Origin of the sequence: Fontibacillus panacisegetis, assembly GCF_900102215.1 — a bacterium.
GTDB lineage: Bacteria > Bacillota > Bacilli > Paenibacillales > Paenibacillaceae > Fontibacillus > Fontibacillus panacisegetis.
Genome location: NZ_FNBG01000011.1, coordinates 1 through 25,417, shown reverse-complemented (window position 1 = coordinate 25,417; position 25,417 = coordinate 1). Strand labels below are relative to the sequence as shown.

At 42.9% G+C, this 25,417-nt stretch carries 17 protein-coding genes; 13 read left to right on the top strand and 4 right to left on the bottom strand.

Going from position 1 to position 25,417, the window contains the following annotated elements; all coding sequences use genetic code 11:
* Positions 1 to 62: 62 nt before the first annotated feature.
* Together BLS49_RS10945 and BLS49_RS10940 are read left to right on the top strand one after the other, a co-directional pair.
* The gene (locus BLS49_RS10945) at positions 63 to 5,162 is read left to right on the top strand and encodes an AAA family ATPase (protein ID WP_091229766.1); all 5,100 of its coding nucleotides are present in this window, start codon (positions 63 to 65) and stop codon (positions 5,160 to 5,162) included.
* A 20-nt stretch (positions 5,163 to 5,182) separates the two neighbouring features.
* Positions 5,183 to 5,854 (top strand): response regulator, encoded by a 672-nt coding sequence (locus BLS49_RS10940; RefSeq protein WP_091229760.1) that lies wholly within the window; start codon positions 5,183 to 5,185, stop codon positions 5,852 to 5,854.
* 13 nt (positions 5,855 to 5,867) lie between these two features.
* Here the strand turns inward: BLS49_RS10940 and BLS49_RS10935 are convergent, their stop codons facing one another.
* Complete coding sequence (locus tag BLS49_RS10935; protein ID WP_091229758.1) at positions 5,868 to 6,785, bottom strand: phosphatidate cytidylyltransferase; 918 nt, start codon at positions 6,783 to 6,785, stop codon at positions 5,868 to 5,870.
* 97 nt (positions 6,786 to 6,882) lie between these two features.
* Between BLS49_RS10935 and BLS49_RS10930 the strand changes: the two genes are divergently transcribed.
* The 4 genes from BLS49_RS10930 to BLS49_RS10915 all read left to right on the top strand — a co-directional run bounded on the left by BLS49_RS10930 (position 6,883) and on the right by BLS49_RS10915 (position 9,342).
* On the top strand, positions 6,883 to 7,437 hold the full coding sequence (locus BLS49_RS10930) for a C40 family peptidase (protein WP_091229755.1): 555 nt from the start codon (positions 6,883 to 6,885) through the stop codon (positions 7,435 to 7,437).
* Positions 7,438 to 7,523: 86 nt separating this feature from the next.
* Positions 7,524 to 7,796 (top strand): PadR family transcriptional regulator, encoded by a 273-nt coding sequence (locus BLS49_RS10925; protein ID WP_091229753.1) that lies wholly within the window; start codon positions 7,524 to 7,526, stop codon positions 7,794 to 7,796.
* A gap of 169 nt (positions 7,797 to 7,965) precedes the next feature.
* Positions 7,966 to 8,892 (top strand): helix-turn-helix transcriptional regulator, encoded by a 927-nt coding sequence (locus tag BLS49_RS10920; protein ID WP_091229751.1) that lies wholly within the window; start codon positions 7,966 to 7,968, stop codon positions 8,890 to 8,892.
* Positions 8,893 to 8,964: 72 nt separating this feature from the next.
* On the top strand, positions 8,965 to 9,342 hold the full coding sequence (locus BLS49_RS10915; RefSeq protein WP_091229748.1) for a RidA family protein: 378 nt from the start codon (positions 8,965 to 8,967) through the stop codon (positions 9,340 to 9,342).
* A 39-nt stretch (positions 9,343 to 9,381) separates the two neighbouring features.
* Here BLS49_RS10915 and BLS49_RS10910 read toward each other — a convergent pair whose 3' ends face one another.
* Both BLS49_RS10910 and BLS49_RS10905 read right to left on the bottom strand, forming a co-directional pair.
* Complete coding sequence (locus BLS49_RS10910; protein WP_091229745.1) at positions 9,382 to 10,470, bottom strand: hypothetical protein; 1,089 nt, start codon at positions 10,468 to 10,470, stop codon at positions 9,382 to 9,384.
* 16 nt (positions 10,471 to 10,486) lie between these two features.
* Positions 10,487 to 11,959 carry an MBOAT family O-acyltransferase gene (locus BLS49_RS10905; RefSeq protein ID WP_091229741.1) on the bottom strand — a complete coding sequence of 491 codons (1,473 nt, stop codon included), beginning with the start codon at positions 11,957 to 11,959 and terminating at the stop codon, positions 10,487 to 10,489.
* Between the two features lie 151 nt (positions 11,960 to 12,110).
* Between BLS49_RS10905 and BLS49_RS10900 the strand changes: the two genes are divergently transcribed.
* The gene (locus tag BLS49_RS10900) at positions 12,111 to 13,049 is read left to right on the top strand and encodes a helix-turn-helix transcriptional regulator (protein ID WP_091229737.1); all 939 of its coding nucleotides are present in this window, start codon (positions 12,111 to 12,113) and stop codon (positions 13,047 to 13,049) included.
* Positions 13,050 to 13,113: 64 nt separating this feature from the next.
* The gene (locus BLS49_RS10895) at positions 13,114 to 13,596 is read left to right on the top strand and encodes a GyrI-like domain-containing protein (RefSeq protein WP_091229733.1); all 483 of its coding nucleotides are present in this window, start codon (positions 13,114 to 13,116) and stop codon (positions 13,594 to 13,596) included.
* A gap of 57 nt (positions 13,597 to 13,653) precedes the next feature.
* Here the strand turns inward: BLS49_RS10895 and BLS49_RS10890 are convergent, their stop codons facing one another.
* Entirely contained in the window at positions 13,654 to 14,238 is a 585-nt protein-coding gene (locus tag BLS49_RS10890) for an NAD(P)H-dependent oxidoreductase (protein WP_091229730.1), read from the bottom strand.
* Positions 14,239 to 14,374: 136 nt separating this feature from the next.
* On the opposite strand from BLS49_RS10890, the gene BLS49_RS10885 reads away from it, so the two are divergent.
* From BLS49_RS10885 to BLS49_RS10865, 5 genes are all read left to right on the top strand, one after another.
* Positions 14,375 to 14,806: a MarR family winged helix-turn-helix transcriptional regulator gene (locus tag BLS49_RS10885; protein WP_091229727.1), complete on the top strand. Its 432-nt coding sequence runs from the start codon at positions 14,375 to 14,377 to the stop codon at positions 14,804 to 14,806.
* A 209-nt stretch (positions 14,807 to 15,015) separates the two neighbouring features.
* Positions 15,016 to 21,201 (top strand): S-layer homology domain-containing protein, encoded by a 6,186-nt coding sequence (locus BLS49_RS10880; protein WP_091229724.1) that lies wholly within the window; start codon positions 15,016 to 15,018, stop codon positions 21,199 to 21,201.
* Positions 21,202 to 21,402: 201 nt separating this feature from the next.
* Positions 21,403 to 22,854 carry a polysaccharide deacetylase family protein gene (locus BLS49_RS10875; protein ID WP_091229721.1) on the top strand — a complete coding sequence of 484 codons (1,452 nt, stop codon included), beginning with the start codon at positions 21,403 to 21,405 and terminating at the stop codon, positions 22,852 to 22,854.
* Positions 22,855 to 23,449: 595 nt separating this feature from the next.
* Positions 23,450 to 24,220, top strand: coding sequence for a DODA-type extradiol aromatic ring-opening family dioxygenase (locus BLS49_RS10870; protein WP_091229718.1), 771 nt, complete (start codon positions 23,450 to 23,452; stop codon positions 24,218 to 24,220).
* Positions 24,221 to 24,344: 124 nt separating this feature from the next.
* The gene (locus BLS49_RS10865) at positions 24,345 to 25,319 is read left to right on the top strand and encodes an aldo/keto reductase (RefSeq protein ID WP_091229715.1); all 975 of its coding nucleotides are present in this window, start codon (positions 24,345 to 24,347) and stop codon (positions 25,317 to 25,319) included.
* The last annotated feature ends 98 nt before the right edge of the window (positions 25,320 to 25,417 follow it).

The following is a 25,417-nucleotide window of genomic DNA, read 5'->3' as shown; positions in this document are numbered from 1 at the left end:
TTTAGGTGACTTGTGTTTATGGAATATTTCAGGTTTGTTATGATGGGAGTAATACTAAAAATATGGCTACAAAAGCGGGTAGGGTCATGTTGGAGCTATCAGGATACCGAGTTGTTGAAGAGCTGGGAGGCAACGAGGAGATCAGCTTGTATCGTGTGGTGCGAATAGAAGATAATTTGAGTATGATTGCAAAGGTAACTAGCGATCAATATTCTGGACCCGGCAGGATGCCTTCTTTTCAATACGAGTACAAACAGCTGCTAGAATTGAGAGGCAACGGGGTACTTGAACCATATCATCTGGAAACCGTAGGCGGCAGACCTGTGTTATTCATGCGCGACTCTGGTGGGACTACGCTTAAGGGGATGATGCAAGCGCAAAGGGATTCATTAAAGCTATCGAATCTTCTGGAGGTTGCGATCGCCATAGTAGCTTGTATTCGCCAAATTCATCGTGAACAAATCACGTTAAATGAAATTACACCTCTACATCTGATGGTCAGCAAAGACCTCCGTGATGTGAAATTGATAGATATACAAGCAAGCAGCGTCAAAGAGGGTCTGACTAATCCGCTACCGACTAATGAGGGGAGGCTGGAATCTGCACTTCCTTACCTCTCACCGGAACAGACCGGAAGAACGGGAATGGTATCGGATTATCGTTCGGATTTTTATAGTATAGGCGTTATTCTGTATGAATGGTTTGCGGGATGCCTTCCATTTGAGTTACAGAATGCACTGGATTTGGTATATCATCATTTAGCCACCACTCCAGACCCTATTGATATTAAAAATAAATCAATCCCAAGGGTCATCTCAAATATTATCAATAAATGTATGGAAAAGATGCCTGATGCCAGGTACGCAAGTGCATACGGAATATATTCCGATTTGGAAGAATGCTTGATTCAGCTAAGAGTATCCGGGAAGGTTCAGCCGTTTCCTATTGCTAATCGTGATATTTTGGAGAAATGGGTCATTTCAGATGGCCTGTTTGGCAGACGTGATGAGGAGCAAATATTAGTAGAAGCGCTGAACAAGGCATCAAGGGGAGAGTCCGTAGTTGTATGGGTGAGCGGGAGTGCCGGGATCGGTAAAACCTCCCTGGTAGTGGAGACATTGGGCCGGGAAGTACCTTCTGAGATGTTTTTTGCTATTGGCAAGCCCAAACTGTCTGCATCTGTAGAGCCTTATGCAATTTGGATACATGTGATCGAACAGCTGGTGTCTCATTTACTAACATCTAATCAGCTTCAAGTAGAGGTATGGAGATTAAGAATATTAGATGCGCTGCAGGGTTACGGCGGCCAAGTACTAATTGATATGGTCCCGCGTCTGCAATGGTTAGTCGGTGAGCAGCATATTGTTGATAATGATAATAGTATGCTGCGAAGGGATGAGGGGACCGAGCTTCACCTTGTGATGGATCGGTTCTTTGGGCTATTTTTCGAGAATGATCAGCCTCTTGTGCTGCTTCTGGATGACCTGCAATGGGTAGATGAAGCATCAATTCAATACCTGGATCATTTGTTATTAGCCAGAGATGCTAAATATGTCATGATTGTTGGTGCTTATCGGGATCAAGAGTTGACTCCGTTACATCCGCTAAGACAGCTAGTGATGCATTTCAGAGACAAGCAAGTACAGATGGAAGAGATCCATCTAACTGCTTATGATCATCAAGCTTTAAAACAAATGCTCAGCCCATATTTCCATGTCACGTTGAACGGTGTGGATGAGTTAATTGATGTACTGCTGCATAAGACGGGGGGAAACCCGTTATTCCTGAAGGAGTTTTTACAGAAGCTGTCGGATCATAAGCTAATATTTTTTCATGAACACGACAGAGTTTGGCAATGGGATATCAGGAGGATCGCGGGATGGAGCGTTTCTGATCAAATGGCTGCATCGTTATCGAGTCAGATAATAGACATGGATAATAGGGCTTTACATATTCTCACCAGATCAGCTTTTTTGGGAAAATGTTTTGATATAGAGGCGCTGTCTATTGTCGCGGGTTTTCAAGCTATTGAATGTTCGGAATGGGCGCAAAGCACAGTTAAAAGCCGCTTGCTTGAGCCTGTTCATGGGAAAAGAGAGAGTTACATCTTTCAGCATGATCGTATACGACAATCTGCTTATGAGCTGGCAACTGAACAGGAGCGCTCGCAGCTGCATTTGGCAATTGGTTGGCTTTTAGCTGGCCGTATGAGAGCTGGCGAGGATGTTCAAGTTTTTGAAGTGCTGGAGCATTTGAATCAAGTTGTCCATGAAGTGATTGGTCAGGGGAAAAGACTTGAGCTAGTCGAGCTTAACCTGACAGCTGGGCTGAAGCATAAGCAATCTGCCACATTTGAGACTGCACGGGAATATTTGCAGCAAGCAACTGAACTGTTAGATGGAGCATGCTGGGATTCCTGTTATGATTTGAGCTATCGAGCCTATAAGGCACGGGCAGAAGTGGAATTTTTATGTGACCATTTGGACTGTGCCCACGAATTGCTCATCCTGTTATTGGAGAAGGCAGCTACGGATTTTGATAAAGCACAGGTGTCTATCATAATGACCCGGTTGGAAGTGAACCGGGATCACTATGAGGAGGTCATTATTTTTGGCAAGATGAGTCTGAAATGGTTGGGCATCCAATATCATTTAACACCTAGTCCGCTGAATTTAGTTACTCATTGGATGAGGGTCCAAAGAAAACTACGTAAGCATTCGGTAGAAATGATAGGTAAACTGGCGCCCATGACCGATGAACGATATAGGTTAGCAATGTCTGTTCTGGTAGACATAAGTAATGTTTGCTTTATAACGAATAACGATGGATGGGTTTCTTGCATCCTGACCATGCTAGAGATGACGTTGGATTACGGAATGACCCCAGAGGCTTCAATATGTTTCGCAGGCTATGCATTAATGCTAAATTATCAGTCCCGCAAGTACGATGAGGTATATAAATGGGGGAAACTTGCCTGTGAGGTGTCGAAAAAGGAGCCTAAATTGTATGCCCAGGCATGTAATTCATTCTCCCTTTGTTATCACAGCTGGATTAAATACGAGCCAAATCTGCTTCATGGATTTGCCGAGGATATCAGTAAGGGTAACTGGCAATTCGTAGATTTATGGCATGCCAATCAGAGTATGCTGATCAATGGAGCAATGCTTTTTGAATTTGGGCATCCCTTAAATGATATCTATTCAAAATTAATGTCTCATTCATCATCATTTTTGCGAAATAACAATAGATCACACTGGAAGCAGGGAGCTATATTTGCAGAGTTAATCTCAAGGCTTACCGGATATCGAGAGTCTGACGATCCATTTATAGGGACAGATGTTGAAGCAGAGTCATTCAAAGACAACTTGACTGAAGGAGCTGCCCAGCAGCTACAGGAGTTAATATATTTATATCAATACATTACGAGTTACTTATTTGGTGATTACCACCAGGCATACCGGATACTGCAACAAACCTTGCATACTCATAGCCCCAGGAAGAGAAGGATCGCAGATTCGTCCAGTTATCATTATTATCTTGTACTGGTATTGAAGGAGCTCTATGCGGCAGGAAACCAGCGTGAACAACAAAAATATTTGAATCAAGTGTATCGCAGCGTGAAAAGTCTAAAGATCATGGCTCGTCAGTGTCCAGAAATGAATTTACATAAATATTTGTTGGCTAAAGCAGAGCTAGCTGGATTAAAGCAAAATGATCGACTTGCCGAGCAGCTGTATGAGGAGGCGTTAGCTAGTGCCCGTTCGCGCGGATACATTCACAATGTGGGTATCATTGCCGAGTGCTTTGCTAAATATGGTTTGCGCACTGGTAAATCAATGATTGCGAAGCTGTATATGAATGAAGCTTATGAAGCTTATCTTAAGTGGGGTGCACTCGCGAAAACGGCAGAAATAAAAAAGAAATACGGCTACCTGCTGCAGTTTAAGCGGGACAATGATCTGGATCGAATTGATTATTTGTCGGTGGCTATGTCTGCACAAGCATTATCCAGTGAAATGGAAATGGACCGCTTGCTGGACATGCTCTTGCGTATTATGCTGCAGAACGCGGGAGCCGAATATGGTGCATTGATCTTTGATTATGACGGAAAGTGGATGGTTGAGGCGTATGGAACGGTGAGGAAGCTGCATGTTGAATCGATTCCATTACATGCTGCGGAGCATCTCGTTCCGACATCCATAGTAGGATATACAGCAAGGATCAACGAAGAAGTCGTATTGCATAATGCTGCAAGCAATGATGCATTTAAACGTAATGATTATGTGAAGGATAAGGGACTAAAATCAGTACTTTGTCTCCCGATTATGTACCAGAGCAAATTGATTTGCTTGCTGTATATGGAGAACAATCTGTCCACAGGTGTATTTACTAAGGAACGGCTAGATACTTTGAAGCTCTTAAGCTCTCAAAGTGCCATTTCGATTGCAAATGCCAAGCTGTTTTCAGGAATACAATACTTGAAAAATAATCTGGAGACTGAGGTCGAGGAACGAACACGCAGTCTTGAGAAATCGATGCAGCTAGCCTCCGAGGCTTTGGCGGAAGCGACAGTCTATGCGGAACGAACCCGTATTGCTCAGGAAATCCATGATATAGTCGGGCACACCCTCACTTCAACCATTCTTCAGATCGAAGCAGGCAAGCGACTTCTTGACAAGGATCGTGACAGTGCTGTGGTTCGATTGAAGGAAGCCCAGGATATGGTCAGGCATAGTCTGAGTGAAATCCGGAACTCTGTTCATATGCTGAAAGAGGATAAGTACTATGATATTGAGGAGGCGCTACATCAGTTAATACTAGAGACCGAGCGCAATGCGGGAGTTAGTATTCATGCGATGATAGATCCGATCGAGCATTTAACGTTAATGCAAAAGAAGGTCATATACCATGCGTTGCAGGAAGGTTTGACTAATGGAATCAGGCATGGACATTGCAGTGAGTTTAGCTTCAGCATACGAGATGATGGCTCTTCAGTGCAGTTTAGATTAGCAGATAACGGTACAGGTTCGAGTGAAATGAAAATGGGCTTTGGGCTTAAAATGATGAGAGAACGCGTAAAACAGCTAAAGGGCACATTAAATATTGATTCGGAGCCGAACAAGGGATGCTTGCTGCGGATTAGTTTGCCTTATTCCATGTAATAAATGGGGAGGGGTTCGGGATGATAACGATCGTTATTGCTGATGATCAGATGATGATAAGAGAAGGATTAAGAACAATACTGGATTTAGAGGATGATATGGAAGTGGTTGGTGTTGCCGGCAATGGGATAGAGGTTTGCAAGATGGTGGATCAGCTAAGACCGACACTAGTGATGATGGATATTCAAATGCCGGAAATGGACGGTATTTCTGCATTAAGGAAAATAAAGCAGAATCACCCTGATACCAGCATTCTCATATTGACTACGTTTCTCGAAGATAACTACATTGTTGACGGTCTGGCAAGTGGGGCGAATGGTTATATATTAAAGGATATGGATACTGACAAAATGCTTGCAGCGATTCGTGACACCGTATCCGGTCAGTTTATTTTACCGATTGCCGTAGCCTCCAAATTAGCTAGCAGAATGTCGCAGATGGAGCTGCATCGCTCACCAGGAACAACAGTAGATCAGCGAATCCGATTAACTGAGCGGGAGCGGGATATTGCCGAGCTGGTAGTCAAGGGCCGCAACAACCGTGACATTGCTGCCGCACTGTATATTTCTGAGGGTACAGTCCGTAATTATATGAGTAACCTATATAGCAAATTAGGTGTAATGGATCGACTACAGGCAAGTATACGATTACGAGAATTGTTAGCTAATGAAGGAAACGGGCCGGGTAAATAACCAGCGCTACATACTACATAAAATCGAAAAAATACCGGATGACATGAAAAAAAACAGGTGAGGTATAAGCCAGGCTGTCAACGCGGCTCATATAGCTTTTTTTCAGGGCTTCGAACTTATCGTCATCTCCGATTAATAAATCTCGCTTCAGAACAGATACCGTTAAGCTGCCGAAGAAACCGCTCAAGCTGATCAGCATACCGGAGACGAAGCCAAAGGTTGGATCAAGCGGCGTCAAATACGGGTAGATCAGATACGAGCATACAGTAGTGACAAGGAATGCGGAGGCAAACCCTTCCCAAGTTAGATACGGGTTAGCAGTGGGGACCACTTTTCGTTTGCCGAAATAAATGGATGCCAGATAATGCACAACATCATTAAGCTGGGTTAATAGCACTAGAAACAATACCAGTCCTCCACCATACCGGGGAGTTGCGAATTGGAAATAGGCAAGGTGACTAAGCCCGAACACCATCAGCATAAGACCCCATTGGGTCGAGCTGACACTGCGCAGAAAGCCAATGGTTCCTTTGTTGATCAGTCGCGGGAGCGGTAAGAACAAGAATACATACACAGGGATAAAAATAATAAACATCCCGTACCATTCGGTATAAATCCAATAGAACTGCACTGGAATGGACAGGTATGCCCATAGATACAGCCTGCGGTCCGCTTTTCTCGATCGGATCATGGAGAAATATTCTTTTAGCGCAAAGAAGGTAAGCATCATCAGGGAGAGCAACGAGACGACCGGATTAAAAAGGGTTGCTAAACTTAAAATAATAAACATGCCCCACCAGGTTTTGAAGCGAACACCAATACCCGAATAGTCCCTGTTTGGCTGAATTCTTCTTAGCACATAATAAATTAAATGAATGGCCAATAAAGCGATAAAAATAAGGGTTAATGTGTATAATGAGCTGCTGTTCATTGCCAATCACCTACTTATCGTCAGGTAGGATTCCATAAAAGGGATCATATGCTATTATGAAGGAATAGTCGAAACTTGATAAGGGGAAATTTTTTAAATGGCAGGAGATTGCTCAGTTTATATTTTACTTACGAATACCGGAACGCTTTTTACCAAAATGATTAAGACCTACACGAAGGCGCCGTATAATCATGCTTCGATTTCCTTTGATAGGACGCTTTCCGAATTGTACAGCTTTGGGAGAAAGAATCCACACAACCCCCTGAATGGTGGATTCGTGAAGGAGGATATCAAGACAGGCACGTTCAGCAAGTATCCGAACACGACGTGCGTCATCTATGAGCTTCAAGTATCCGAACGGGAAGTAGAGAAAATGCAGCGTGTCTTGCAGCTCTTTATTCGTAGGCGGAATAAGTTTCTGTATAATATTTTGGGAGTGATTGGCGTTGCACTAAAAGAACCGGTCGAATTTAGCAACTCCTACTTTTGCTCGCAGTTCGTCGCAGAAATTCTAGAGCGATCCGGCATAAAGCTGTGGAATAAGCTGCCTGCGCTCGTTACACCGGATGATTTTCGGCAAAGTGATCGACTGCAATTGATCTATGAGGGGAAATTGAGCGACTATGAGCCTGAATCAAAGTTGAGCACATAAACTGTGATTATTTTTGGTTGACAGTGTAAAAATTCCCATATTATATTTTGAATATACAACGTTGGATATATAAGTCGGAGGAGCGTATGACAAGATTTGTAGTGCTTAGCTTTTTGCGTATGAAAGAGATGCATGGCTACGAGATCCAGAACCTGATCCAGATGAGCAAGATAGAGCAATGGGCAAATTTACTATCGGGATCACTGTATCATGCCCTTAACAACCTAGAAAAAGAGAGTAAGATCGAAACGTCCAGAGAAGAACGAACAGGAGCCCGCATCAGAAAAATTTATCGGAATGGTATCCAAAAGATGAAGCTGGACGTAGATTATTTAAATAAAGTGATCGATTTGTTGTAATTTTTTTTAAACTAATATCCAACATTGGATAACCAAGGGGTAATAATGTCAATGGCATGATCTGCTTGCGGTGATATGCTCTATCCTTGCGGTCAAAACATTTCGATATGAATAGTGTACAATACACCTATGATACGTATTTAATTAGGCAGCTCAAAGGGTGATTCATTTGAAAATTGACCGATTGCTTGGCATTATGATCTACCTGTTGAACCGTGATACGGTTAGCGCAAGTGCATTGGCTGGAAGGTTTGAGGTATCGGTACGTACGATCCAACGGGACATAGAAACGCTGGGCATGGCGGGTATTCCGGTTGCTTCAACACAGGGGGTTAATGGGGGATATAGTATTTTAAAAAGCTTTAAGCTAAGCAAGCAGCTTTTAAGTGAACAGGATTATGTTCTCATCTTAACGGCGTTAAAAGGATTATGCTCCGCATATGAACATCGAGGGATCGAAGCGACCTTTGAAAAGCTGTTATCTCTTTCGCCCGACGGCGTAGATGCTGAGCAGAATATTCATCTTGATTTTAGTGTGCTTCGCGAGGGATTTCATGTAAGGGATTATTTGAGCGGTATAGAGGACGCTATTCGCAAAAAGCATGTCATTCAATTTGAATATACGAATGCAGAATACGTTAAATCACAAAGAACGGTTGAACCTGTTGTACTAACGTATAAGTGGTATGCATGGTATCTGTTGGGGTTTTGCTGTGAGAAGCAGGATTATCGTATGTTCAGACTCACAAGAATGCGTAATCTGGGCTTAACCTCTGCGGCTTTTTCCAATGTACATAACAATATAGAAGAGCTATTAGCGCAAAAAAACGATCATCAGCCATATTTTAATATTAAGCTGGCATGTTCGACTGAGCTTCGGATTCCGATTGAAGAGTGCTTTCCGAACTCCTGCATCACTGAAATCGGGGATCGTGAGCTGTTGATTGAATTCAGCGTACCGGCAAATGAAAGAGGCTGGTTCGGAACGCTGCTGAGCTTTGGAAGCAAGGTAACTGTGCTGGAGCCGACGGAATTAAAGCATAGGCTGATTGAACATACGAAAGATATTTTAGAGGCCTATCTATCGCATCGTTGAATGACGACATACTGTTGTCAGATATCCTCTTTTATACTGGGTTTAATCTAGTAATAAAAGGAGCTGACAAATTTGGGCAAAATCGTTAGATACGACGTGAATGAGGAATGCGCTTATTCTGGTTATGTAGAAGCAGGTGATTTTATTTTTCTTACCTTCTGTGTGGGAAATGTTGGCGAATCGGTTGAACGGCAGGTCGAAGGAGCGCTTGACCACATGAGCGATCGATTACAGCAGGTGAACTTATCGCTGGATGATGTGGTCAAGATCGATGTTTTGCTTAGGGATGTCTGGGATATTCCTGTGATGGAAGAGGTTTTTAAGCGTAGATTTAAAGGCAATTATCCGGCTAGAAAAACCATTTCTACAGAGTTTGCACATATAGGTGGTCCTAATAGATTAAAGGTGCAGATAGATGGTGTGGCTTATAACCCTAAAAAGTTATTTTAAGCTATACACTGTTCAGAAATTCGATTCTAATAATACTAATTAATAGCTGGCAACAACCTCAAACATATTTTTATCACGTTCAGACCATTGTTCTCTGTTGACCCGCAGATTGTTCAAATGTTCTTCTATGTTGTCAGAAGTTATATATACTCCAAAATAAGAGGGGACACTATCGATTTCTTTATTTAACATTCGGTAGAGCATTAGATCGCCCATTTTTTTTGAAAAATGGGAAAGATCGTTGTAGTTCCCCTCTTTTTTTAAAGAGCTCATCGAAATCTCATGATACCCTGAAAAGTCCCACACAGGAGCGATATCCACTAGTTGTCTTTTCCAATCTTCATACTCGTTCCATAAGTTGTTTTGCCAAAAGGTTTCTAAAATAATAGCATGAACGGGACTAATATATATATACAGACTAAGATCATTTTGTTCACACAGTTCCTTCATTTTCTCGATGTACAGCATGCTGTCTGACGACAACTGAAACGAAGTAGGCATTACGTGCAAAGTACTTTCATTAGTATTCGGAGGGTATACAAGGGTTTCATCAAAGCTGCCGTCCCCGAGATAACGATGTTCTGTGTATTTTGTCGTGTTGTTTAGGTTATCCATAACTACTTTACGGCTATCCTTTAAAGCACTTTCAGACAGCAAGGTTGCGAACAGATCCTGAGTATACAAAAAGGAAGTTAATCTTTGCTCATCATAGTTTGCATGGGTCGAATAATTTTTTTCAAAAACCTCGAAATCCAGTCCAAGGTACACCGTTTTTAAGTTTTTATCGACCTTTAGTGCATATTCTAAATATTTAAAGTCGATATAGGGAGTCGCAGCCGAGAGCCCGATGTTGTACGCATTTTCTCCAGTTAATGACTCGATAGAAGGGGGATTTAACCGCATAGCTCTGGACGTCCCCAATACAATAGCCTCCGGCTGATACTTTTTGACCTGAAAGGCCTTTGATCGGTATGGATCACTATCTATAATTTTGTTGTAATTATAACTGTGACCTGAGAAATGATAGATTCCATAAGGATCGATCACATAATTTATCGCAGCCACCGTAAATAAAGCAAAGGCTGTTAGAGAAAGAGTAATAGTCGTCCATTTTTTGTATAATTTCATGGCTTCACCTTAATGCTTAGAATTTGAAATATAAGAACTCAGATACTTTGGTTAAATTTAAGATTGAGTACACGAAAATAATGGCAATAAAAAGGGCATAAATGAGCGTAGGCTTGAAAGTTTTCATTGTTTCAGAAGTGTTCTTGAACCCTAATATAATGATAAACCCTAGAATAATGAGCCCTAAGGCTTGATATTTATCCTTTAGAGGAGTGCTCCCAAAATGGACCCCAACTGTTGAAAGCGGGCTTAACACGTGTGATAACTGTTCTGGTAAAATAAAGCCGTTCAAACCAAACATCGCTTTGATTAGTAATAAAGCTTGATCAAGGTTACTTGCTCGAAAGAAAACTAGAATGAAATTTGCATAACAAAAGGTAAGACCCCATGCTAAAAACAAAGGAAGCTTGATATTCCATTTGCTCCACATTCGGTAAACGACCACTCCAATCCCCATAAGCAGACCCCAAATGATAAAATTCCAGCCCGCACCATGCCAAATCCCGCTTAAGAGAAATAGAAACAAGACATTAATCGAGGTTTTGATATTCGTGTTAAGCTTGAAACGTGGAGATGAAAAGAACCTTTTGGATAGCCACCGTTGCATGGGATAATACACGTATTCGTACAGAAAACGGGTTAATGTTATATGCCAGCGTGAAACCATCTCTTGAAAGTTGCGAGCTTTATAGGGTGAATCAAAATTGATAGGCAACTTGATATTAAACAATAAGGCCAGCCCTATTGCCATATCTGAGTAGCCGCTAAAATCGAAATACAGTTGAAAAGTGTAGGAAAGGGTGACCGTCCAGGCATCAAAAAAAGTAATGGTATCTAAATAGTTCATCCCATCCAGCACAGTTGTTGAGAAATGATCGGCAAGCATTACTTTTTTGAATAGACCTATGGAAAATACAAAAATCCCTAATGCGATATTTTCAAAATTTATTTTCAAGTTCGATGCACTCTGGAATTGGGGCATCATGATTCGATGATGAACGATAGGTCCTGCAATGAGATGCGGAAAAAAAGTAATGAATAAGACATAGTTAATAAGGTTATAATTTTCTACTTTTCCCCTGTAGCAGTCTACCAGATATGAAATTTGTTGAAATGTAAAAAAGCTGATAGCTAGTGGAAGCACAAGATTCAGCAGAGGAATGTCTGTTGAAAATAAAAGGTTCATGTTCTCCAGAAAGAAGTCGAAATATTTGTAGTATCCTAACAGCCCCAGATTGAAAACAATTCCTGCGATCAGAAATGCTCTTTTTTTATAGAGGATGAGTGAACGACCGATTAAAAAGTTTAAAGCTATGGACAGAAGGATGAGCGGCAAATATCGAGGATTCCAAAAGCCATAGAAAAAGAGAGAACAAGCAGCCAGCCATGCTCTTGAAATGTAAACAGGAGCGATGGAGTTAAGGACAAAATAACCCACAAAAACGATGGGTAAGAACAAGAAGATAAACTGAGGTGAGTTGAAAAGCATAAATACCCTTTCCTAAATAAAATTAGCAGATATCTTTGTTATATTAATGTAGTTAATATACTCTATTTTTTCTATAGGCAGTAGTGTTAGATGTCATTTTTTTGTCATGTGACATTTGGGAATATTTCGTAAAAGAGTTAGGAGAAGACGGATGAAAATTGATCGTTTGCTTGCGATGACCATTTTACTGCTAAATCGTGAACGTGTTAGTGCAAAAGAGTTAGCAGATCGTTTTGAGGTTTCAACAAAGACGATTTACAGGGACATGGAGACGCTGAATCAATCGGGAATTCCTATTGTGGCGCACCAAGGCACATCGGGCGGGTTTGAAATTATGGAGCAGTACACGATCACTCGACAATATTTAACCCTTAACGAGATTTCAGCCGTTGTCGCTGCGGTCAAAGGGATGAACACGGCGTTGGATGATAGCAACTTGGACACTCTTCTTGAGAAGGTGAAGGCGTTACTTCATAGAGTAGATCGAGTAGATGGTGAGCCAAAAGGAATGGGAATGATTTTTGATTTTAATCCCTGGAGTCAGAATGCTCCTGCTAAGGAAAAAATCAATGCATTCAGGCAAGCCATAGAAAAATCTTTAAGAGTGAAAATTCTATATATGAATAGGAACGGGACAGAGAGCGAGAGAGTGGTGGAGCCCGTAAACCTGATTTTGAAGGGGTATGTATGGTATTTGCAGGCCTATTGCACGTTAAGGGGCGACTTTCGCGTATTCAGATTGAACCGGATTCAGGAGCTTACGCTGCGGAGCGAGCCATTTGTGCGTCGTGAGAGCCCGTCGTTAGAGCAGTATGTATGGGATTTGGAATGGTCGAGGGAGATCGAACAGGAAATGATTTTGACCTTTCATCCCAAAGTTCGCTACAGGATTGAGGATTCCTTTCCTCCGGCGGTAATTACGACTCAAGAGGATGGTTCTATTCAGGTGAAGGGACGGTTTCCTATTGATGATTGGTTCTATGGAATGCTGCTAAGCTATGGGGATCATGTCAAAGTAGAGCAGCCGGATTCAGTTGCGAAGGAAATCGTGCGCCTTGCGCAAAAAGTGATTGAACGTTATTGCAACTAGACAGACAGGTGTCCGCTTTTCCTATTTATAATAGGATCAAACATGAGGAAAAGAGGATGATCTAGTGAACACATTTACTATCGAAAAGCCAGAAATTAAAATGACCGGGGTAAGCGTGCGTACAACAAACGCCGCGGAAGCGGGTCCGAATGGACGTTTGCCAGGGCTTTGGGAGGCCTACTTTAATAGCAACATGGCTTCTGACACCCGTATTATCAATCCGGAATTTATCTACGCTCTATACACGGATTACGAGAGTGACGCAAACGGAGAATATACGGTGGTTATAGGGCATGAAGCGGGCGATACTGAGACGGAGAAGTCCAATAACTACAATTCTGCAGTGATACCGGCAAGCAAATATCTCGTATTTACGACGAAAAAAGGTCCGGTGTATGAGGTGGTAGCTCAGGCATGGGGGGAAATTTGGGGGTATTTTCAGGCTTCATCGGAGACAAGAGCCTTTACGGGCGATTTTGAGCTTTATGATGCTCGCCATTTTGATCCTGTTAACAGTGAAGTACAGATTTATATTGCAATAAAATAGAACAGAAAGAGACGCCGGGTTTCACGGCGTTTTTTGTTTGACAGCGGATATAGCAGGCTATTGAACCGTTCTGAAGTAGCGATACACTTTGCCCAGCTTCTCTTTATGCCGTCCCTTTGGGCTCTCCATATTGCCAAATTCGAAGAACTTTACCCTTTTGATGCCTACATAGTTGAACAGAGCTTTTCGCATTAACACTTTGTGGGCATTATTTAACCAAAGCAGCGGATAATGGGTTGGCCCCTTCATAAAGGAGATGCAAACGACTGACTTTCCCTTGAGCAGGCCTTCCGGCAACAGTTTACCCGTATCCTTATAGGCGAAGCCTGATGAAAACATCCTATCAATGTATCCCATGAGCATAGCCGGAGGACGTCCCCACCAAATGGGGTATACAAAAGCAATTTTGTCAGCCCACAGAATCTGATCACGGTATTTTGCTGAATCCGGGTCAATATGCATATCTCTTCTTCGCTTGTGTTCATTAAAGACTAGAACAGGGTTAAAGCCTTCTTCATAAAGATCTAACACTTGCACCTCTTTAATATTGGGATTTTCCTTGCTGCCTCTGATCACTTCTTGTAAAAATGCATAGCTTAAGCTTTGATGATTGGGATGAGTATAAATAATGAGCAGGTTCATGTATTATTGCGCTCCTTTACTTATCATTTGATAAGCAAAATGTACCACATTTGCAATTTTGTTGTCAAATGATAATTTTAAATTGATAATTGTTATTTGATAAATATTTTGATATGTTGTCGGTAGAGGTGATTTTATGGACAGAAGCGCTATTTTTCGAAAATTTGTGGCTTTTACTACAGCCGTTCATCAAATAACAAATGATATGACCAAAGATGTGAAATCAGAAGCGATCACGACCGTACAATATAAAATTCTAGAATATATCGCTGTAAGTCAGCCTTGTATTCTAAGCGATATTAGTGAATGTATGCATATGTCGATGCCGAATACGAGTCGTGAGCTAAAAAAGCTAACCGACAAGCAATTATGCGAAAAGATAGCTGATACGGAGGATCGCCGGAAGCAATATATTCGCCTTTCTGCTAAAGGGCAGACGATGATGAATGAAATTTTTGTGCAGATTGAAGCCCGATTTAACGAGCGAATTCAAGGCTTTTCAGAGAAAGAATTAAAGGAAATCGAGCAGGCCCTTGATGTTCTTCAGGGTAAGGTGTTTTATACGTGATGCAATGATAATAGTTGAATATTGCTGAAGCAGTAGCTTGTGGTCCGATGTATGGGGCTGCAGGCTATTTTTATTGATGAATGCTGTCATATTTGTTCAGAATTTGTCCAGAACCGTGTAATACAATACATACGATGGATAATATTGGGACGTAATGTATTTAGCTATGCTGAATTAATAGATTTGAATTTCCAAAGGAGGAAGAGGTATTGGATAAACATGTCATTCGAAAGCAAAGGAAATGGAGAAGGTGGCTTCATGCAGCGCTAGCTTTCGTGATCGTATGCTCCGGTCTTTCGCTGTATCCGACCAGCAGAGCTGATGCAGGAAATGCTCCGGTTGGGGTTGATCTGAACAAAAGCTATATTTCTCTAAAAAATGCTGGCTTTGGAACCAGTAATCCACTAGTTGGCTCAGCGACAATTACTGCGACAGACAGTTCAACAGTTCCGTCAGGACTTATTCAATTGGGAAATGCGTCATCATCAGCTCTTCAATATAACTATGGTGTGAAGAGTGGAGGTACAAAGTATTCGGCAGCCGAGCTTACCATGGGCAACGATACAACTGCCAATCGTGTCGGATTTCAAAATGACGGATCTCGTGACATTATCCGCTTGGCTACTACAAAGGGCAACGCGTTCGGCAGCTTGTTCAATAAAGAGCGTGTTGCGCTGTCGGACAATCGTTCATTCAGTACATACTTCAGCTTCAAAATGGAGAGCGGATCACAAGCCGATGGAATCGTATTTGCTGTGCAAACTGTGTCTAATGAAGCGGGAGCCAGCGGCGGAGGTCTGGGATATTCGGGCGTAACAAAAAGCTTTGGTGTGGAATATGACACTTATTACAATTACCCCAAGGACGGAACAGAGGATCGTAGTGACCCTGCTCCTGTTGAAGGTGTAACAAGTACACGTACATCTCATGTAGCGCTTGTTCGTGATGGAGATGTGCATCATGCATCAGCCAAGAACGGGGGGATACGAGAGGGGAAAAATATCGCCACTCTTGACCTTGGCAAGATGTCATTAGCTCAAACAAACAGCGAGGCGACGAGCGACCCGTACACGTCATTTCATACCTGGATTGATTATGATGGAGTAACACAAAAGTTTCAGGTGTACCTGATTAGAGAAAACGATGACAAAACATATTGGGCACCTGTTGTCAGTGAAGACGGAAAGCTTGTGAAAGAGGGCAGTCCTAACAAGATTCAAAGCGTTAAGCTATCCTCGTTCCCTGTATTAAGAGGAACAGATCTGGTTGCAGACCGTGCGGATGCAGAAGGTTCATTTACGATCAAACCGATCATATCCGATACTACGGATCTATCCAGCTTACTGTTGCAGGATGATGCTTTTATAGGTTTTACCGCTGCAACTGGAGGATCTACTCAAAATCATGATATTTATTCCTGGTACTTCAACAATTATAGCGGACTGATTGTGCCGGAAACGGCTACACCTCAAGAGGTGGAACAGGCTCCTACGCAAATCAATATCCTTCATCAAACGCCATTAGTAAAGGATGGAGCGGCCGTTGACTTCAAGAAGTATGGTGGCAACCAGGACATGCCTTATGGTACGGAGGTAGTTCCGGTTAACGAGGGTGAAACTTCAAACGCTCAAGGTATCATTGCAGCAGGCTCGCAAGCGAATGTGGAAGCTGAAGTAAGAACAATTGATGGTCAGCTGATTGCGGGATATCCGGTTACTTTTTCGTTATATTATATTTCAGAATATACCTCGCAAAACATCGGCAGTGGAAGAACAGCTTGGGCTGCTACACAAAAAGATGACGAAAAATTGTATTTGACAGCAGATGGATACACGGTTACAACCCGGCACTATACGCGCAATGGTCAGGATGTCACCGTGCGTGAAATTACAGTACCGACAGACGAGAATGGCGTAGCCAAAGTAAATGTCTGGAACCTCGGTAACTATCCGCATTTGACGAATGTCAAAGCCAGAATCGGTGGCGAGATTCAAGGCAAAGTATATGGCGGTGGAAATTTCGATTCTGCTCCTGTTCTGTTTGCCGAAGGGGTTGCTCCTCATGTGGTGAAAGCGGAGGTGGGTCCGGATCGCCGTACAGTAATTGTAGATTTGGATGTTCCTGTGGATTTTGATTCTACTGAAACAGGTGGATTCTCCATAAATATTGGAACGGCAAATGATCCCATTCTGGTTCCGTTGAAAATCGTAGATTTTGTCAAAGACAAATACGGAGAAAATGATCCGTTTCGATTGAAGTTGGAGATCGATTCGAATAGTCCTGATTTTCCGACGAATTTACCGAATAACTATGTCATTCCTGCAGGATCGAAACCTCCACTCTGGTATAATCAAAATTCTGGTTCTGTTCAAGGGTCAGGCACTGGTGGTTTGCCATTAGAAAGCTTCCCGACGGCTGGTGGCGGAGATATCCCGGTTATAAACCGGTTTGAACCTGAAAGCATGAGCGTTAAAAATGACCAGAGCCGTAATGCGATCGAGATTACGTTTCCTGATAGTGTAAATGTACCTTCTGAAGCTTTGCAGGCCTTTGAAGTTACGATTAATGATGGAATCAATCCGGCATTCTCATTGTTGCTTAATAGCTCGAATGCGAGCATGGTATATGATCCAGCATCACCAAATAAATTATCTTTATCTATTGCTGATGGGCTTCCTGCAGCATGGGGTGGTCAAATTCCGCTGAATGCGGAGGTTTCGTTGACTTACAATCCGGAAAACCTCAATGCTGCTGATCGTATAACAGATGCATCTTCTTCAGAGCTGGATACGTTAATCAACGACCCAGTACACAACCAGATGAGACCTGTTCAGGCTACAGTGATCAATGATGAAACGCGGGATAAGGTGAGGGTGGTCTTTGGACAAGCACTTGAGCCGATCAGCGTTGTGAATAGTGTCTATTCATTCTCATTTAATATCGATGGAATTCCTGATCCGGTCCTTGTTGACAGTGTGGTGTTTGACAGCGGTGATGCAAGCGGAAAAACACTGATCTTCACATTAGGCGACGGGATTCCTTCAGGCGGTATTCCGGTTCTGCTGGATGAATTAAATGGAACGAACATTACATTGAACTATTCGACTAATCAATTAAACCCTATTGATGGTGGTCTTATTGATATTAGAGAATCAGGGCCGAATGCCAGAAGTCTGGGATGGCTGTCAAGTTTTCCTGTTGATAATCAATTGATGTTTGAGCCGATTGCAGCAGCTGTTGGAAATGATCGAAATACAATCAAGGTCAAGTTCCCTTCAGTAGTAGAGCAAACAGGCAGTCCGGAAATTTGGGTTACAATCGATAATGGTGACGGTAATCCGGTACGAATTGCGGGGGTCGTTACGGATGGTAACGGTACAGATACGCTTACGCTGCAATTGGAAAATGATACTGAGGTGCCACCTAGCGCCAAAGTACAATTAGGATACGTATCAAATGGAGGGAGCATTGTTGATGCTGGCGATCCTCAAAGAGCGCTGCGTCCGCTGGGGCCTCAAACGGGGAATCCACAGGACTTCCCGGTAAATAACGTATATGTCACTATTGATGAGCCGCTGGATGGCTGGAGAGGCAGCAAGCCAGTAACACAAATCACAGGCACAAGCGAACCTGGATCTGTTGTCAGTCTTGTGGTGAAGGATAACAATCAAGAGACAATTGAAGGATCTTTATCCACAAATCCGGATGGAAGCTGGAGCTGGATACCTCTAACACCAATAAGTGTGGACGGTACTTATCAGGTTACTGCTACAGCTGCGGGAACATTAAGCACGACGGCAGTATCTGCTATTGAGTTTACTATGGATTCTACGGTTCCTCTTGGCGGTGGCGTTGAGCTTACAGCTACTCCGGTTCGTAACGTCGGGGATGGAGAGTCAACAACAAAGCTTATTGCATCGGTAACTGATTCCAATAGCAATCCGGTTGCAGGGGCGAAGGTTGTATTCGATGTTCCTGCTGCTGGCGGTATATTCGTCGATATTAACGGACAGCCGCTTGCTGCACCGGAAGCAGTGACGGGACCTGACGGTAAAGCAGTTGTTTACTATCAGTCTCCTGACTTAACAGGCATGACGGGAGCGCAGGAAATAGGAATCAAGGCTTCTGTATTTGATCTGGTTCATGAGGTCAGCGGCGAAGCATCATTTACGATCTTTTTTGATCCTCCAAAATTAAAAGGCAAAATTACCGAGACGGTAGATTCCGCAGGTGTTCAGCCTGTTGCAGGTAAGGTTATTACGATTAAAGGCGAGGATGGTACTGTAGTAGGAACGGTCACTACGGATAAGAATGGCGAATATGAATTTCTGATTCCTAGCAAACAACAGTATACGATTGAATATAGTAAAGAGATTAGTGATGGCAAGTCTATTACTTATAAACAAAAAGCTTCAATCGATCGTCCGATTAAGGGTGATGGAACGGACGAATTCACTGCTAATAAGGCGGTTGCAGGTGTAATCGGAAGCAAGGATTCTAATGGATTACTGCATTTGATTGATTTTTCTGCGATCCAAAACACGCCGGCTAACCCGAATTTTGTAGTATTCCTTAAGAAGGGTGAGCAGTACGTGAACTCTACGAATCCTTCGGGAGCTTTGCTTAATACAGCAGCGGAGACCAATGGGTTTGAAGTAGACCAGAATGGCTTGTTTATTGCAGATGGATTACCGCAAGGAAATGCTTCGGATAACTCGTATAAACTGGAAATTCGTTATTATTATAATGTGTTGGATAGTAACGGGCAGGTGGTTGATCGTCGCTACATTGTCATTAACGTGAAACGTAATGGTGATTTGCCAAGCGTAACGGTTCAGGCAGCTGGAGAGCTAAACATCAATGAAGAATTGATTGATCCCTATGGAGATATCAGAAACTCTGTGACAGGACAATTGATTAATGATCGCAATGTTACAGTCAAGCTGTGGTACGCGGATACGGCACGCAACAGAAACAATGGCATTACACCGGGGCCGGTAACTCTGCCTAAGCTGCCAGGGTTCCCGCCTGCGAATAATGACAGTCCGACGCAAATCGTATCTGGTGGTGCTTATGCTTGGATGGTCTATGCAGACAGTGATTACTATATCACGGCTGAAGCAGCAGGATATCAAACATATGATAGCCGAAATGATAAATCCGCGCATCCGGAAAGCTCCGTGTATACAGAAAACGGATTGACTGCGATTAAAGTAGAGTACTCTATTGTCAGATTCGATATTTTCATGGCCCCAGTGTCATCATCATCTGGTGATAGCTCCTCTGGATCAGGAGGTAGCTCGTCTTCTGGCTCAGCTACACCACCGGCAAAACAGCCGGATAAAGCGACACCGGAACCACAGCCGGATAAGGCTCCAGAGATTGCTGTGAACCTGCAAAGTGATCGCACAATTCATCCAGAGAGCGGGAAGGGTACTGTCGACGTTCTGTACAAGAACATTTCTGATGTGGAATTAAAGCAAGGTCAAATTCGCGTTACACTTCCAGATGGAGTCAAGGTGCTTGATGCTGCTGGAGGAGAAATCCTTGCAGGAGTGATCGTCTGGAATATAAAAGACCTTAAGGCGAATACATCAGGAAGCTTTAAAATTGTTCTGCAGTGGCCTTTATTAGCTGACGGTCAGCAAGAGCTTAATGTAACACTTAAGGGAGAATTTGCAGATAAGCAAGGAATCGTATCAAATGCACAAGGTTCGGCTTCATCGATCAAGCTGCTGGTTTATTCCGATCGCGCAGGTAACTTGAAGCATCAGCGATATATTCTTGGTTATCCAGATGGTACGTTCAAATCTGAAAGATATTTGAATCGTGCTGAATTGGCTGCGATTATCGCACGTTTGATTGGTGAATACGGTGTAGAGTCGAAATCCTATTCGGATGTATCAACAAGCAGCTGGGCATATGATTACATTAATACTGTGACAAAACACGATATTTTTGAGGGTGGAACAGACGGGAAATTCCGTCCTAATGATCCGGTTAGTCGTGGTGAACTCGCAGCGGTAATGGCCCGATATTTGAAGCTTGAGACAGGTAAGCCGCTTGAATTGCATTACACTGATGTTACCTCTGATTATTGGGCAACTTCGGCTATTGAGTCGCTGTATCGCAATGGCATGATTGCTGGTTATCCGGATGGCTCATTCAAACCATCCAACAGCATCATTCGTTCCGAGGCGGTTACACTTATTAATAGAATGCTCTATCGTGGTCCATTGACGGAAGTAGAGCAGACATGGCCAGATATTGCACCGTCCTTCTGGGCGTTCCAGCAAATCGAAGAAGCTTCAGTTTCTCATGAGTCAAGACGAGCTGAGATTAACGGCAAAACCGTAGAAATTTTTGTGCAGCGTATTGAAGACGAAGTTAAATAATGCAATAAGTAACTCCCGAGCGGGCCAAATGTGATGGCTTGCTCGGGAGTTTTTTGTAGATTCGTTTAGCGATTGTACAAAGTAGGCAAGGGAATATTTGCTGCTTTATGTATGTATATTTTTTGTATATCTTTAGCTGGTATGATTATGTCTATCAAGTCTATTAATTTATTTGAATATACATTATAAGGAGTAAGGAACATGGAATCAAAAATAGCAACTAGACTCCGCGGCAAAATGGCTCAAGCCATATGTTTGGCATTGGTTGTTGCTCTTCTGTCAGCTTGTGGCTCTAATGAGAGCAAACATGATTCGAAAGCAAATGAGCAGTCTGCGGTTCAGGAAACAATAGTAAAATACACAGGGGACCCGAGTAAGGCCATTCCTTATGTGTATACGACCAAGCGTGAGCTGGCGCTTACCTTTAACGGGATGGGGGACAGTGGCACAATGGACAAGCTGCTTGATCAACTGGATACCTATCAGATTAAGGCGACCTTTTTTTTAACGGGAATGAGAGTGGCAGAGGAACCTGGAATTGCACAGGATATTTTGTTGCGTGGGCATGAAATCGGGAACAATACTCTGAATGGTTATGATATGAGCAAGCTTAGCTATGATCAAATCTATAAGGAGATTCATCTGGCGAATGAGGTCATAGAGAAGGAGACGGGGGTCACTCCCCGTTATATAAGAACGGCAAGCGGAGACTATAACGACGATGTAAGGCTAGCGGCGGCACATAATGGGCTGAGTGCTGTGATCTCCTACAGCTTGTTCCTTCACAACTGGCAAGATGAAACGGAAATTCAGAAGAAAAACTATATTCGTAAATATATAAATCGGGGCGGCATTATTTCACTGGATACAGAGGAGAACCAACAGATTACTGAAAGCATTTCCCTTATTGCAGAGGCTGCCAAGGATGTGGGCTATTCGTTTGTGCCGCTGAGTCAGCTTGTCTCGGAAGGTGGGGAGCGGAAGCGGTTAGAAGAAATTGAAGGATATGATGCTGCTGGAATAAATGCTGACTATACTTCAACGAAATACACTCTGATCGACAGAAAAGAAACCGGTCGCAAAGAGGTAGCGCTAACTTTCGATGACTGGGGTACGGATTATACAATTACTAAAATTGTTGACATTTTAGACAAATATGGGGTTAAGGCATCCTTCTTCTTACGCGCGGACGGGGTTGAGAAGAACCCGAATCTGGCCAGATCCATTGCTGAAGCAGGACACGATGTAGGGAATCACACATATAGCCACTCTGAGTTGAATGATCTCAGTGCACTACAAATTCAAAGTGATATCGTCAAGGCACACAAGGTGATTACCGAGGCTATTCAAGAAAAGCCTGCGATGATCTTTCGTCCGCCAACAGGGGCAGTAACGGATGAGCAAGCACAGATCATATCAGCTGCGGGTTACCATTTGATCGTTGATTTTGATGCTGACCCTAATGATTGGAACAGAAGCCGAACTGCAGATCAAATCGTCGCGGCGATTATGGAGCAGAGCAAGAGCGGCAGCATTATTTTGCTGCATATGCTGGATGATCTTCATACGATCGAGGCACTACCGATAGCCATTGAGAAGCTGGAGGCCAAGGGCTATTCGTTTGTGAGAGTTAGCGATTTGATAAAAGAATAAAAACGAAGAGAGCGTCTGGCAAAAACACCAGGCGCTCTTTTGTCGCTTATATGAATCAATTCCAGTCGAACTCAGCCTCAACCGCGTCGCTTGTCGGAGGCAAGTCCATTCCTTTTTCCCGGATCAGAACGCGATCCAAGACATAAAACGTGTTATGCAATCTGCACTTTTTGCGGGTTTTTGCAATACCTAGGTAATCCGCATGTGCTCATCATGCAAAAATGCAGCTTTTGAACAACGAACGCGACTTTGACGCGAAATTGATGCAAATGTGCAGGCTTTGGGGCACAGATTTCAGGTATAGAGATGATCTGGCTTGAATTGATGCACTTTTGCAGGAATTTCAGGCATATGAACAGTTACACAGGAAAAAACCTGCACTTTTGCAAGCTTTTGCAGCATCCAAGTAGTCCATACTTGCTCGTCTAGCAAATTGATGCAGATGTGCAGCTTTTGAACTCCAAACGGGACTTTGTTGCGAAATTAGCAGGTTGTTTTTTATTGACAGTCAGTGCACAAAATGATAAATTAGTCATACGAATTATATATTTCTATTACTAATATAAACAATTCTTTAATGAGGAGTGATTATGATATGATGCCATCTTATTTTATCGCACATGGTGCACCTTCTCTTGTCATTGAGCAGCACGAATATACAGAACTTTTGAAAAATCTGGCTGCAAATACACCTAAGCCCAAAGCAATCGTAATCTTTTCGGCGCACTGGGAGCAACAGGTGCAGACGGTTAGTGCTGTTGCGGATACGTACCGTACGATTTACGATTTTGGCGGATTTCCAGATGAACTTTATCGGATGACCTATCCGGCAAAAGGCGCCCCTTCGATCAGTGAACAAATTCAATCGTTGTTTGCGGAGCATGGGATTCAGAGCCAACTGGATGGGGAGAGAGGATTGGATCATGGCGCTTGGGCGATTCTGAAGCTAGTTTATCCTGATGCCGATATTCCGGTGGTTGCTCTATCGGTGAACCGTTATTTATCGAATGAACAGCAATATCAAATTGGAGCAGCGCTTGCTGAGCTTAGGGAGCAGGATGTTCTCATCATTGGCAGCGGCGGCAGTGTTCATAATTTGCGCATGGTGAATTGGCAGGGTAATGCTATAGATGATTGGGCGTTAGCATTTGATAGCTGGCTACAGAACAAAATAGAGTTATGGGATACAGAGGCGATGTTTAACTATAGAGAGCTAGCTCCTTATGCTAGAGAGGCTGTGCCAACAAGCGAACACTTTATTCCTTTGTTAATTGCGATGGGAACAGGCGATAAGACTCGGCAGGCCAAATTGCTCCACCGCAGCTATCAGCTGGGCAATTTGAGCTTAAGCTGCTGGCAGTTCTAACGACATTTGATTCGAAGTCATTCATTGAATTCTCAATATCCATCCGTTCATCAACTTGAAAAAGACAGAACACAAGCTACAATAATAACAATGGTATAAGAACTGGATGGGGCGGGTGGAAAATATGAAGTATGTGCGTCTTGGAGGGAGCGGTCTTGAAGTATCGGCCTTAGGATTAGGTACAAATGCGTTTGGCAAACGTGCAGATCAAGACACTTCCATCAAAATCATTCATTGTGCTTTGGATCGTGGAATAAATTTCATTGATACAGCTAACATTTATGCAGGTACTGAATCAGAGAGAATGATTGGACAGGCTCTTGAAGGAAGACGCCATCATGTAGTTCTAGCGACAAAAGCAGGTTTAGTAAAAGGGGAAGGCCCCAATGAGAGGGGATCATCTCGTTTTCATTTACAGCGGGAGCTGGAAGATAGCCTTAGACGTCTAAATACAGATTATGTCGACCTGTATCAAATTCATACATTTGATCCTAATACTCCGCTTGAAGAGACATTACGTACTTTAGATGATATGGTGACTTCAGGAAAGGTTCGATATATTGGAGCATCTAATTATGCGGCATGGGAATTAATGAAAGCATCAGGTATTAGCGATCACAAAGGGTATGTGCGTTATGTATCTACTCAAACCAGTTATTCACTTGCAGATCGAACGCCTGAGCAAGAGCTTGTTCCTTTTTGTCTGGATCAGGGCGTTGGCATTATTCCTTATTTTCCGCTTGCAGGCGGTATTTTAACTGGAAAATATAGCTCCGCAGAAGGTGCGCCTTCAGGTTCAAGAGCTGTTACCGATCCGAATTTTAACAGTTTTCTTAATGAGCGATCCATAACGCTTGGACAAAATGTAAGTAAGCTTGCTGAAGAATATGGCTGTACTTCTGGTGCGCTCTCGCTTGCTTGGCTGATGGATCGGCCAGCGGTGTCGACAGTTATTGTAGGGGCTACACGTACTGAGCAGCTTGAGGATAACCTGAAAAGTGTAGAGGTCCATCTAGATTTAGAGGTTTCTAAAAAATTGGATATAATAAGCGATTCATTCCGTTACGGCAAGCCGTTTGCGACGTATCGGTTATCTTGAAAAAAATGCTTAGAGGCTGTCCCAAAAGTTATCTAAGATAACTTTGAGGGGCGCTTCTTGTTTAGCAGTGTAAAGGCAAGATATCAGGAAAAGGATGC

Excerpts from the sequence above, each read along its gene's own strand:
- BLS49_RS10875 (WP_091229721.1), top strand. The coding sequence starts at position 21,403 with ATGGAATCAAAAATAGCAACTAGACTCCGCGGCAAAATGGCTCAAGCC.
- BLS49_RS10900 (WP_091229737.1), top strand. The coding sequence starts at position 12,111 with ATGAAAATTGATCGTTTGCTTGCGATGACCATTTTACTGCTAAATCGT.
- BLS49_RS10870 (WP_091229718.1), top strand. The coding sequence starts at position 23,450 with ATGATGCCATCTTATTTTATCGCACATGGTGCACCTTCTCTTGTCATT.
- BLS49_RS10890 (WP_091229730.1), bottom strand. The coding sequence starts at position 14,238 with ATGAACCTGCTCATTATTTATACTCATCCCAATCATCAAAGCTTAAGC.
- BLS49_RS10945 (WP_091229766.1), top strand. The coding sequence starts at position 63 with ATGGCTACAAAAGCGGGTAGGGTCATGTTGGAGCTATCAGGATACCGA.
- BLS49_RS10885 (WP_091229727.1), top strand. The coding sequence starts at position 14,375 with ATGGACAGAAGCGCTATTTTTCGAAAATTTGTGGCTTTTACTACAGCC.
- BLS49_RS10940 (WP_091229760.1), top strand. The coding sequence starts at position 5,183 with ATGATAACGATCGTTATTGCTGATGATCAGATGATGATAAGAGAAGGA.
- BLS49_RS10865 (WP_091229715.1), top strand. The coding sequence starts at position 24,345 with ATGAAGTATGTGCGTCTTGGAGGGAGCGGTCTTGAAGTATCGGCCTTA.
- BLS49_RS10935 (WP_091229758.1), bottom strand. The coding sequence starts at position 6,785 with ATGAACAGCAGCTCATTATACACATTAACCCTTATTTTTATCGCTTTA.
- BLS49_RS10910 (WP_091229745.1), bottom strand. The coding sequence starts at position 10,470 with ATGAAATTATACAAAAAATGGACGACTATTACTCTTTCTCTAACAGCC.
- BLS49_RS10905 (WP_091229741.1), bottom strand. The coding sequence starts at position 11,959 with ATGCTTTTCAACTCACCTCAGTTTATCTTCTTGTTCTTACCCATCGTT.
- BLS49_RS10925 (WP_091229753.1), top strand. The coding sequence starts at position 7,524 with ATGACAAGATTTGTAGTGCTTAGCTTTTTGCGTATGAAAGAGATGCAT.
- BLS49_RS10930 (WP_091229755.1), top strand. The coding sequence starts at position 6,883 with ATGGCAGGAGATTGCTCAGTTTATATTTTACTTACGAATACCGGAACG.